Source organism: Flavobacterium algicola (assembly GCF_022399565.1).
GTDB classification, from domain to species: domain Bacteria; phylum Bacteroidota; class Bacteroidia; order Flavobacteriales; family Flavobacteriaceae; genus Flavobacterium; species Flavobacterium algicola.
This window is the reverse complement of the sequence record NZ_JAJTUT010000002.1, coordinates 841,859-854,946: the sequence shown is the minus strand read 5'-3', so window position 1 is coordinate 854,946 and position 13,088 is coordinate 841,859. Positions and strand designations below refer to the sequence as shown.

General features: G+C 35.9%; 8 protein-coding genes. All 8 read left to right on the top strand.

What is annotated here, in order from left to right; translation table 11 throughout:
• Positions 1-24: 24 nt before the first annotated feature.
• Positions 25-1,833, top strand: coding sequence for an arylsulfatase (locus tag LXH21_RS10225; protein WP_239865438.1), 1,809 nt, complete (start codon positions 25-27; stop codon positions 1,831-1,833).
• A gap of 67 nt (positions 1,834-1,900) precedes the next feature.
• Entirely contained in the window at positions 1,901-3,106 is a 1,206-nt protein-coding gene (locus LXH21_RS10220; RefSeq protein WP_239865437.1) for a putative glycoside hydrolase, read from the top strand.
• Between the two features lie 42 nt (positions 3,107-3,148).
• Positions 3,149-4,126, top strand: coding sequence for an alpha/beta hydrolase (locus LXH21_RS10215; RefSeq protein ID WP_239865436.1), 978 nt, complete (start codon positions 3,149-3,151; stop codon positions 4,124-4,126).
• A gap of 107 nt (positions 4,127-4,233) precedes the next feature.
• Positions 4,234-5,781 carry a sulfatase-like hydrolase/transferase gene (locus LXH21_RS10210; protein WP_239865435.1) on the top strand — a complete coding sequence of 516 codons (1,548 nt, stop codon included), beginning with the start codon at positions 4,234-4,236 and terminating at the stop codon, positions 5,779-5,781.
• A gap of 49 nt (positions 5,782-5,830) precedes the next feature.
• A complete protein-coding gene (locus LXH21_RS10205) occupies positions 5,831-8,470 on the top strand; it encodes a TIM-barrel domain-containing protein (protein ID WP_239865434.1) in 2,640 nt (879 codons plus the stop codon).
• Positions 8,471-8,699: 229 nt separating this feature from the next.
• On the top strand, positions 8,700-10,106 hold the full coding sequence (locus LXH21_RS10200) for a hypothetical protein (RefSeq protein ID WP_239865433.1): 1,407 nt from the start codon (positions 8,700-8,702) through the stop codon (positions 10,104-10,106).
• Positions 10,107-10,189: 83 nt separating this feature from the next.
• Positions 10,190-11,539, top strand: coding sequence for a hypothetical protein (locus tag LXH21_RS10195; RefSeq protein WP_239865432.1), 1,350 nt, complete (start codon positions 10,190-10,192; stop codon positions 11,537-11,539).
• A 54-nt stretch (positions 11,540-11,593) separates the two neighbouring features.
• Positions 11,594-12,961: a hypothetical protein gene (locus tag LXH21_RS10190; protein WP_239865431.1), complete on the top strand. Its 1,368-nt coding sequence runs from the start codon at positions 11,594-11,596 to the stop codon at positions 12,959-12,961.
• Positions 12,962-13,088 lie beyond the last annotated feature (127 nt).

Here is a 13,088-nt window from a genome sequence, read left to right as displayed (position 1 = left end):
AAAATACAATTCAATACAATAGAAATGAAATTTAATAGTATCACTAAAATATTGTTGTTTACTCCATTTGTACTAGGTGTGCATGTGGTAACTGCGCAAACTGCAAAAAAACCAAACGTAATTATCGTCATAACTGACGATCAAGGTTATGGAGATTTGGGCTGTACGGGCAATCCGATTGTTCAAACTCCGAATATTGATAAGTTCTACAAAAAATCGGTGCGATTGACCGATTTTCATGTAGGGCCTACTTGTGCACCATCTCGTTCAGGTTTAATGACCGGGAGATATGCCAATAGAGTTGGAGTCTGGCATACTATCGGTGGTGTATCGATACTGCGTGAAAAAGAAGTAACGATGGCAAATGTTTTTCAAAACAATGGTTACGAGACGGGAATGTTTGGTAAATGGCATCTGGGTGATAGTTATCCTTCGCGCCCACAAGACAAAGGTTTTAAATATGTATTGTCTCACGGTGGTGGTGGTGTAGGGCAAACTCCTGATTACTGGAACAATGATTATTTTGATGATACTTATTTGGAAAATGGAGTGCCAAAAAAAGTAAATGGTTATTGCACAGATGTTTGGTTTGGTGAAGCAATGAATTATATCGAGCAAAATAAGGACAAGCCATTTTTTTGTTATATCGCCGCCAATGCACCTCATCTACCATTTAACGTGCCTGCAGAATACTACAATAAGTATAAAAATGAAGCGATTCCAGAGGAAATGAAAAAGTTTTATGCAATGATTACCAATGTAGACGACAATTTCAAACGCCTACAAGAGAAATTGAAACAATTAAAAATAGATGATAATACCATTGTTATCTTCATGACAGATAATGGAACAGCGAGTGGATACAAAGAAACCGATGGTAAAATGTATGGTTACAATGCGAACATGAAGGGTATCAAGAATAGTGAGTATGAAGGAGGTCATAGAGTTCCATTTTTTATTTCCTATCCTGCGGGTAAAATTTCTGGAGGAAGAGATGTCGATGCCATGCTAGCGCATTTGGACATTTTACCCTCTTTGGCTACGATTTGTAAGTTAGAAATGCCACCATTAGAGTTAGACGGTAGTGATATTTCGTCTTTACTTTCGAATAAGGATGCAGTTTTTAAAAGAGATTATTTAATTACCGATTCGCAACGTGTACAAGAACCCATAAAATGGCGCAAGAGTGCTGTAATGTCAGACAAAATGAGATTGGTTAATGGTACAGAGTTGTATGATATTCTGACAGATCCCGGTCAAGAAAAAGATTTAGCGACACAAATGCCTGAAGTTGTGACTAAAATGCGTGGTTATTATGAAGAATGGTGGAGTTCTGTGTCTACTGAATTCAATCAATTTCCAGAAATCATTGTAGGTTCAGATAAACAAAATCCCGTAGAGTTTACTTGCCACGATGAGCATGTTCATGATTCAAAAATTCCTTGGAATCAGGACTACATTAGAGAAGCTACACTAAACCCGATAGGTGGAGAGTTTACAATTAATTTTGATCGCGATGGCGTTTATGAAATCGAACTAAGCCGTTGGCCGTTTGAATCAGGGTTGAAGATTAATGAAGGAGTTGCCGGTAGAAAAGCAACCACCTACATTGATGCAGTGTCAGAAGGTAGAGCAATGAACTTTAATAAAGCGATAGTGAAAATTGGTGCTTGGAAGGAAGAAAAAGTTGTAGAATCGGATGCTAAATCGGTAGTTTTCAAAGGAAATTTCACCAAAGGAAAGACAGCCTTAAGTTCATGGTTTATCGACAATGAGGGTAAGGAAATTGGGACGTTTTATTTAAAGCTAACACGCATCAGTGCTTTTAATTAAAATAAGATGTATAAAGCTTTCATTCAAATAAAAAAAAGGATCACAATTAATTTATTTCAATTTTAAAATGATACAAAAAAGAACTTTAAAAACATTTGTAGCAGTATGCTTCATTTCGGTAAATATAAGTGCAATTGGTCAGCAATCACAAGCACTATTCACAAGCGAAGGAGCTGTTGTTGAATCGAAAGCATTTTTCCCGAAATTTAGCTGGGTTACTACACCAATGTATTATCATTTTGGAGATATTGACCGAGTATTAACTCCTAATGAAGTACAATTTATTGCAAAAAAAACCGATTTTATTAGTATTGAGAAATCGCATGCATACAACGCTCTAGGTGACGCCGTGCTTGGTACAAAGCAGGAGGTAGCGGCATTTCATAAAGTAAAGCCTAGCATCAAGGTATTATTTTATTTTAATTCGTTTGTAGCATGGCCCTTTACGCGTTTTAATAAAGACCTTACTCCAGAAGGTGTTGCAAAAAAAAGTCCTACCACCAAATTTTTGGTCAACAATCCCAAGACTGGTAAACTGATGGAGAAAACCAATGGTCCAGCATTTACATATTATTTTGATTATTTAAATGCTGATTTCCGGAAATGGTGGGTTCAAAAAGTTCTCGAAGGAGTACAAATTTCTGGTGCAGATGGTGTGTTTATTGATCGAATGAATGCAAGCGGTCAATCTGGATATTTTCCTGATAAAGATCCTGAAATTCTGAAGGCTAAAGCTGAAATGATGTCACAATTAAAAGAGAAGTTAGGACCCCACAAAATACTAATTGGTAATAATGCTGCCGATAATCCTGCTGTTTTTCCTTTTTGTGATGCTTTCATGTTTGAACATGCAAATGCAGAAACTCTTAGCAAAGAAAATTTGCTTAAGGAATGGGATGATATGCTTCGCGTTGCGGCAGCAGGCAAAATATCAGTATTTCGATTTGGAGCAAAAGGCAAGGGTAAAACGGATATTACAATAGGAGAAACGAACACCCAAGGAATGGAAAAAAGATCAAAAGATCAAATTGAATATTTTCTATCATGTTACCTCATCGGTGCCCAACCTTATTCCTATTTTCAATACAATTGGGGTTGGAATTTACCTGACGGTAACCTCATAGATTATCCTGAGTTAAATAAACCCTTAGGAAGTCCAAAAAGTGCTTATACAAGAGTATCGCAAAAGGGATGGGAATTTACCCGAGAGTTTGAACACGCAAGTGTGTGGTTAAATACCGAAACAAGAAAAGCAAAAATTACTTGGCATTAAATAGTTCATTTTATGTTTACTAAATACTAATTCATTCATAATATGAAAAAACAAATGTTGAAAATTATAACTATTACAAGTTTGTTTGGTTTTATTAGTTGTACTGCCCAAGTGCAAACGCAGCAGAATGTTAATGAGCCTAAAAAAGAAACTTCAGATAATAAAAAAGTAGTCTATGATTCTCTGGTTCCCGCACCCACATTACAACATGTAAGTTATGGAGCTCATAGTAGAAATGTGCTTGACTTTTGGAGAGCACCATCAAACAAACCAACACCCGTAGTTATTTTTATACATGGTGGAGGCTGGAATGGCGGTAGTAAAGAGCAGCTTGGCGATTTTGTTAATGTTCGTGCATTATTAGACGCTGGTATATCTGTGGCTGCTATAAGTTATCGATTCATAAAGAATTCCAAGGATTTGGATCCTTATGTAAAAGGGCCCATGAGCGATGGGGCGCGTGCTGTACAATTTGTACGTAGCATGTCAAGTGAATGGAATATTGATAAAACTAGGATAGCTGCTACTGGTGGTTCTGCGGGAGCATGCACTAGTCTTTGGTTAGCGTACCATGATGATATTGCAGATCCTAATAGTTTGGATAAAGTAGCTAGGGAATCTAGTAGACTGAGTTGTGTAGCAGCTGTACGTGTACAGTCGACCCTCGATCCAAAGCAAATGAAAGAATGGATTCCAAATAGCAAATATGGTGCTCATGCATTTGGGTTAGATAGTTTTGATCAGTTCTTGGCCGCCCGCGATTCACTGTTGCCAGTGATTAATGAATACTCTCCTTATGCACTTTTGACAAATGACGATCCCGATACTTATCTATTTTATCCTATCGTTCCACAGTTAGGGAAAAATGAAAAAGACCCTACACATTCAGCAGTTTTTGGAGTTAAATTGCAGGAACGTTGTAATCAAATTGGTGTTTCCTGCGAGCTAGTATATCCAGGTGCTCCAAATGTTAGGCATGAAACAGCAACGGACTATCTTATTGACCGTCTTTTAAAGTAATAGGAGTGAGCTATTTCTTGAAATGTTAATGGTTAAAAATCATTTCTCTATAAAAATCGGACTATTAGAGGATATAAAATTGATAATAATTTATAAATAGGAAGACCATGAAATATAATTATTTAAGCTTATTTATACTGACATTTTTATCTGTTAATAGTCAACCTAATAGCAAAGAAGCAGCTATTTCGAATGTAAAGCCAAATATCATTTTTTTAATGACAGATGATCAGCGTTGGGATAATATGGGATGCTACGGTCGGCCCGAATTTAATACACCCAATATTGATGAACTAGCAGCTCAAGGAGTTGTATTTGATAAAGCTTACTACGCAGTTGCTATATGCATGCCTAGTCGCGTAACGATGTTAACGGGACGCTATCTTTCAAATCATAAAGTTGGTTTTGTAGCTCCTGAAGATTATACTTTATCTCGAGCTGATTTCGCTAAAAGTTATCCTGCAATTCTCAAAAATGCAGGTTATCGTACGGGCTTTATCGGTAAGGTAGGCTTTACAGTAACGCCTCAGTCTACGCGACCTAGTAGTCCAAAAGAACATTATTACGAAGAGAATATGAAACCAGTATTTGATTTCTTTGCAGGTAGTGAAACTTACGATAGAAAGGACTTTGTTATTTGGCCAAAAGACGATATAGCATTACATGAAATTTATCAAGAGGGAAGAGAAAACTCCGGAAGAACTCAAAGAACAGGAGAAGCCATGTTACATTTTATAAACAGCCAACCTAAGGACCAACCCTTTTGCTTATCCGTGAGCTTTTATGCTGTAAAGCATGATAACAATAAGGATATGTATATGCCACATTTTGATCAATTCAAAGACAAAGAGTTTTCTGTACCAAACAATTGGAGAGAAGGAGCTAATGAAGAATTACCTAAAGTATTAAAAGAAAATGCACGTGGGGTGAAACTGCATGCAGAACGTTCCTCCACACCCGATTTATATCAAAATCTTGTACGCCGATTTGCGACCCAAGGTTACAGTGTAGATGACCAGGTTGGATTATTGATAAAAAAGTTAAAGGATAAAGGATTATTAGAAAATACGATCATAATTTATACTAGTGATAATGGACGTTTTCAAGGATCTCACGGATTATTTGATAAATGCATTCTCTATGAAGAATCGGTAAAGGCACCGCTTATCGTGTATGATGGTCGTGTTCCTGCAGATAAGAGACAGAGACGCGAGGATGCTCTCATTTCCTCTGTAGATATGGCCTCAACTATTGTTTCCTTGGCAGGTTTAAAAATACCAGCAAGTATGCAGGGGCTTGATATCACTAAGGTACTGAATCAAACTCAAGACCAATCTAAATGGCGTGATGCAGTTTTTATGGAAGACTTATTTCTTGCCGATATGTATGGTGCTAGATATAAAGAGAACGTAGACGAAATCAATAAGGAATTAATTATAGCTAATAAGTCTTACCGTAGTCGCGGTATTCGAACTGATCGTTGGAAATATATTGTTTACTATGAGCATACACCAAGAATAGAAGAGTTATACGATGTGGATGCTGATCCTTTGGAGCAAAATAATTTAGTTACTAATACAAATAACCAGAAAATTTTGAAAAAGTTGAGAAAGCAGACAGAAATAATGTACCAAAATGCCCTTAAAAAAAATTAAGTGACATAGATTTATTCTTAACGCATATCCATTTTATTACAATCAAAATATGAAAGTAACCAAATCAATTTCCAGTATAAGCTTCTTACTATTTGTTATTTTAACTGCTACAGGGCAGTCAAAATACAAATACAAGATTCAAAAAAACGATAACGGTATTACTATTTTAAAAGATAATCAAACTATTCAAATTGAAATAATAAATCCGGATATTATCCACATTACAAAAGCAGTAGCTAATACTAAACCATCATCTATTCCAGACTACGTAACTATTTTAAAACCACAAAATGTAAAATGGAAACTAAAAGAAAGTAAAGACCAAATACGAATCAGTACAGCAAATGTAACGGTAGTGGTAGATAAGGAAGGAAATATAAATTATGAGAATAAGGACAGCAAAAAATTGGTATCAGAAACGAATGACAGGACCTACATAAATTCTAGTAGCACCAAAGGAAATGCTGTATCGCAATCATTTTCTGCAGGAGATGAAGGTTTATATGGACTGGGACAATATCAAAGTGGAATCATGAATTGGAAAAATGTACCGATGCGGTTGCAACAGTACAATCAGGAAATCGCCATACCCTTTTTGGTATCTACAAAAGGCTATGGAATTTATTGGCACAATTACAGCTTAACTGATTTTAACGAACCACAAAACGAGATAATATTTACTACCGTAGGCAAACGCAATAGTTTAGGCAGTAGTGAAGAACAGGTTGCTAAAGGTGAAAAAGAAAATGTGGCTGCTTATATTTCGAAAGAGAATTTAGATAAAAATATTCGTGAAACATTCTTCATACCAACAAAGACAGGCAAATATTCATTTTTAGCATTAAGCGATAATAATGGACGTATGCGTGGTGCAATTAAAGTGAGTATTGACGGCGATGCAATTATTGATTACTCGACGATCTGGATGCCTAGAAGGTACAGCGGTAAGAAATTTTTAGAAGCAGGTAAAAAATATAAAATTGTGTTTCATAATACGGGAGCGAAAATTCCTGGTCAATTATTTTATAATGAGCCTGATTATAATAAAACTGTTTTTAGTAGTACAAAGGGAAGCTCAATCGACTATTACTTAATAGCAGGAAACGATCCAGCATCGGTGATTGCAAACTACCAAAAATTAACGGGTAAGGCACCAATGTTTGCTAAAAGTGCTTACGGTTTCTGGCAATGTCGTGAACGTTATCATAATCAAGATGAGTTATTAGAAAATGCTCGTGAGATGAGAAAACGTCAAATTCCCTTTGATAACATCGTGCAAGATTGGTTTTATTGGCCAGAAGGTACCAAAGGGCCAGAGTGGGATAAAATAACATATCCGAATAGCAAGGCGATGGTAGAAGAATTAAAAGATTTAAATCTAAATTTAATGGTATCGGTTTGGCCGGAGGTTAAAAATGAAAAATTAGAAAAAAAATACAACCTTACCAAAATAGAAGGCAGTAACAATATTGACATTTATGATAAAGGAGTAAGCGAGCGCTTTTACCAAATGATAAATGATTCAATGTTCAAACTGGGTGTAAAGTCCATTTGGTTAGACGGAACCGAACCAGAAGGTGTTAGTAAAATAGACATTAATACTGCTGTAGGTCCTTATGAGGAAGTTCAAAACCCGTATTCACTTGAAGTTACTAGAGCGTTATATGAAGGAAGGAGGGCAGATTACCCTGATGAGCGGGTATTCAATTTGACGCGTTCGGCATATTCTGGTCAACAGCGTTACGGTGTGGCTTCTTGGTCTGGTGATGTTGAAGCTTCATGGCGACAATTTTCAGAACAAATTGCCGCGGGACTTAACTTTACCATGGCAGGTATACCTTATTGGACACACGATATTGGTGGTTTCTTTAGGGATTCAAAATCAATTAATCCAGAGTTTGATAGTCAATATACCAATCCAGAATATATTGAGTTATTGACACGTTGGTTTCAATTTGGAACATTTAGCCCAATTTTCCGTATTCATGGGTATGTTTCTGAAACAGAAATTTGGAGATACAATCCTGCTTTTGAAAGTACAGCGCGCAAATTTATCGATTTAAGATACCAGTTAATGCCTTATATCTACTCGCAAGCATGGCAAATTACCAACAACAGCCGCCAATTGATGAGTCCGTTAGCATATCACTATCCAAATGACAAAAAGACTTGGGGAATCAAAGATCAGTTATTTTTTGGAGAATCGATTATGGTCGGTTTTGTAACAGAATACCAAAAACGCGAAAAAGAAATGTATTTCCCAGAAGGAGACTGGTACAACTACTGGACGAATGAAAAAATTGAAGGCGGAAAAAATAGCTCTGTTAAGGCTGAATTGGATGAAACGCCACTATTTATAAAGGCCGGAACTATTTTACCGATAGGACCAAAAGTGCAGTATGCTACTCAAAAATCAACAGAACCATTGCAAATAAAAGTGTATCCAGGTAAAGATGCTCAATTTACGCTGTATTTGGATGATAATGAATCCTACGAATACGAAAAAGGATCTTATTCTGAAATTGCATTTTCTTACTCAGATCAAGATAAAACGATAAAAGTGAAAAATGGAAAGGGAAATTACATTGATTTTGCTCAAAAACCGATGGATCTTGTGATAGAGTTAATTGGTAATAACACAAATCAAAAAGCTATATTTAATGGTAAAGCATTAACAGTAAATTTATAAAATAAATTTTGTTACCATCAAAAAGTGGAGAAGAAGGCCTATCAGGTCTTTTTCTCCATCATCATTTTATAAAGGTTTAAATTGATAGGATTTGAATCATAGTTTATATCGAAATGTTATGCTATTAAGTATTTTTGGTATGAAGATAAATTGAAAAATTTAAAAAGATGCCAACTCAAATAAGTCAAATCAACTTGTATGAACTTAAAACTTAAAATTAAATAAAGAGATGAATAAATATACGCTTACACTACTTTCTATTGTATTCTTGCTTTGTTCCTGCGGTGTACTAAGTAAAGAAAATCAGAAAAAAAATATCGAGGTAAATACGCTAACCGAATTCAAGAAATACTTGGATCAGGATAATGTTAATGTAAGATTGAAAGCAGGGAATTATCAAATTGATGCCGCTACACACACAAGATTTATAGTGATTACAGCTAATAATTCCTATTATGATTTGAGAGGTGTTCGGTTTATGGTAGACACAAAGTTATTCAGTCGTGACGATTTAATTAAAAGTAACGATGGAAATGGGATGTATTGCGCCATAGAAATATCTGGGAAGCAAACTACTCTAGAAGGTCTGTACATAGAGACTTATGGTGACACAGCAGGTAGGCAGAGTAAAAACAAAATTTTTAATATTGTAGGTCAAGAAATAACTCTTAAAGACGTTGAAGTAAGAACCACTGGCTCAAGCCCGTGGGGTTATGGCTATTTATACGGCTTAGGTGGTAATGATGTTCGTAAAATGAATGGAATTCGCGTAGGTTATCCTGCAAAAGATGTCAAACTATTGGGATGTAAAGTACACATGAGGGCAATGGGGCATGCTATTTTCTTGCAAGGCTCTGAAAATACTTTAATTGAAGATTGCCAGGTAGATGGATTGCTTCGTACTACCGATGCAATGCTTGCAGAAACATCAGGATACGGTTTTAATAAAAAGTTCTACGCGGCTAAAGGAAATTATATCGAAGGAACTATTGTTGCCGCCGATGGGAAAATTTTACCAGGCGAAGTGATATCGCTTAGCGAAGATGGTATTCGAATGTACCCAGACTACAATGGCCACAAAACTAAAAACACCACTGTAAAAAGCTGCACAGTTACTCAAATGCGTAGAGGTATATGTACAGGCTTAGCTACAGGAGGTGATAAGATTATCGACTGCGTGGTGCGGGATTGTGTAACAACGGGTTACAACATAGGTAACGAAGATGTGGTTATCAACTGTAGCGCAGATGCTAAATACGGTGAAGCTTTTTGTATTCCTTACACTAATGCAAAAAATGCTCAAGTAGAGATGAATATTCTGGATAGTAGAAATGGGATGGCTAATAACCTGCTTGCAAAAATTAACGGTACAGGACATCAAGTGGTTATCAAAACGGACTCTCCACAAAATATTCCTAGCGAAATGGCTATTAAATTATCAGTATGGGAAGGTTACGGTAATTTCGATGAAAAAGCAAAGATGCATGCAACCAATATTACATTAGATAATAAAACATCAGCAGAGGTGGTGAAATTTAAAGGCACAGAGAATTTGAAAGTTAACAGTATTTCAAAAGTACGTGATGCTAGCGGGTCGGAAAATGAGGTAAATAATAGTAATCGTACCAAACGTTAATCAGAAAAAGCGTTTGCAATTTTGAATCATAAGTTTAAACGTTTCCCATAAAATTGAATACTTTAAAAATAAATAATTTGTAAATGAAATCAATTGTTAGAGTCTTACTATTAAGCATACTCTGTAGCCCAATCGTAAGTGCTGCCGAAATAAAAATTAACTTGATAAAGGAATTAGCAAAATATGCAAAAGATAGCGGTAACACCATTATTATGGAGCCAGGTTTTTATCGATTAACAGATTATCTAATTAAGGATTCTATCAGCGCTCGTCGTGTTCGTAAAGAGTTTCAATACATCACCTTTAGCGGAAGCAATAACATTTTTAATTTAAAAGGGGTCGAGATCGAAGTGGATACTGAGATTAGAACTTTATTAAGTCCACCAATACATTCTGATGAATTTTTAGTTACAGGGTCAAGTAATACTTTTCTAGGTCTTACTATAAAATGTATTGGACAAGGGATATCTCCTGGAGGTACTGTACTACAAGTTGCAGGAGAAGGCAATGTACTTGAGGATGTTGTCCTACATGTGAAAGGTTCATTTCCATACGGTTATGGAGATTTATTCGGAAAAGGGAAACAAGCTGAAACAACAATTAAACATCAAAAGCACAGCGGTCTTTTGGTAACCGGCAACAATACTAAACTGTACAGATGCAAAGTCTATAGCCGTTCCTTTGGTCACTGCTTTTTTATTCAGCAAAATCCCAAAAATGTATATTTTGAGGATTGTTATGCAGAAGGAGAAGTACGATCTACGGATGCTGTACTGAATGAAAAATCAGGTCCAGCATTTGATGTTAAGTTTAAAACTTGGACCCAAAATAGAGATAATCAATATATAGTAACTCCTGGATATATGAAATCACTTTGTGAAGACGGATTTCGCACCTATGGAAAATGTGAAAATATTTCATTTAATAACTGTACAGCAAAAAATACTCGCGCTGGATTTGAATTGCGCTTTAATAGTGCACGTCTAGAAAACTGTACAACCATAGGAACAGAGCGCGCCTATTGGATTGGAGATAATACCGTAATTGTCAATAGTAAGGGAGATGCAAATTATGGTCCATTGCTCTTTGTCGAAGGAAATAATGTCGATGTCGATTTAACACTTGTACCAACTGAATCGGACAGAATTGTTCACTCCTTAATAACAGTTTTTGGAGAGAATAATAAAGTTTTGCTGCAAGCAGAAGCTGGTATTAGTAGAAAGCAAAAATTACCAATCCTGCTAGGGTATACGCCGCCATTACATGGTGAATCTATGTCACCTTACAGTGAAGAAAAAGTGATAGGTCTCCACCTGACAAATAAAACTAAAATGCCAATAACGATTGGAAAAATGGCAGAAAACAGTTTCATTGAAACCAATGGAGAGGTTTTAGAAAATAAAGGAAAAAACATTCAAATACGATTGCAGTAGATCGTTTGAACTATTTCTTAAGTAAGGTGACAAATAAATATATAATAAAAAAAGATGAACAGACACCTATTTTCACTACTTGTAATAATTCTTATATCTAATGTAATAACTGCAGCAGAAATAAGAATAAGCTCCCTGAAAGAGCTAGTTAAATACGCTTCGAAAAATGGTAATACGATTATCATGCAACCTGGAATTTACTCCATGAAAGACTACTTAACTACTGATGTTATAAAACAAACTGTCCCAGATAAAATAGGTAGGTATGCAATGATTCACTTCAGCGGCAGTGATAATGTTTTTGATCTTACAGGAGTTACTATAGAGGTTGATACAAAATTACTAGCAGTATTTAAAGCACGAGTGAGTGAATTATATTTGTCTGGTAAAAATGTTCATATCAAAGGATTGACAGTTACCGACCTAGGAACTCATCCTACTGCCAAAGGAGGACATAGTTTTACTCTCGCGGGAGATAACGCCAAAATAGAAAAGGTAACATTAAATGTTAGCGGATCTTCTCCCTATGGCTACGGAGATTTACTTGGAAAAGGGGATTCAAATTTGGCTCCTTTACAAAAACATAGCGGAATGTGTATAGAAGGAACCAATGATACAATCATTGATTGCGCTATCTATTCTAAATCCTATGGTCATCTTTTTTTCATACAAGGGGGCAGAAATGTTTATTTCGAAAATTGTTACGCTGAAGGTGTAATGAGAACTACTGACGAAATGCTTGCTGAAACTTCTGGATTGGCTTATGATGTAGGTTTTGCAGCTGTTTATAAAAATTATAAAGGAAAAAAAGTGATCACGCCAGGATATACAAAATCTTTAAACGAATGTGGTTTCCGCATGTACGGAGGTGGAGGAGTAGACGAGAGAAAAACAGGAGCAGTCACCGCAATAAACTGCAAGGCTAAAAATACACGAATAGGTTTCGCTTTTGGACGCGTTGCTGATGATGTACTAATCAAGAATTGTGAAACTATAGGGTGTGAAGTAGGTTATAATATTACTGGAGTAAAAGTAGAAAATAGTCGAGGTGACTTGGTAAATGGTCCCTTACTATATGTAACAAAGGGAGATGCTGCAGATGTAGACTTAACTTTAACTTCAAATGATTCTAAAACTACAGTTCATGCACTTGCTTGTATTGCGGGAAACAACCACAAAATAACAATTAAAAAAGAAGGTGATCTGAGCAAAGGAAAAATACTTCCTATCAAAATAGGTACGACCGCTCCAACAGCCAATAATGGATTCTCGCCATTGGGATCAGCTCCTACTTCTGGTATTGTTTTAAATAACTCAACCGGTATGCCAGTCGAACTCAATTCTATGTCAAGCTTTTGTAAAATTGCAACTGATGGTGAGGTATATGACAAAGGGAAAGGCAATCAAATTAGTAAAAAGTAAGGTTTATATTTTTAGTTTAGAAACGGACTGAAAAATGCAAATTAGTCTAATGTATCGGATGATACAGATAGTAACTACGGCTTCTCATTGGTTAGTAGGGTGATTGATAAAGCTGTAATCTATTACC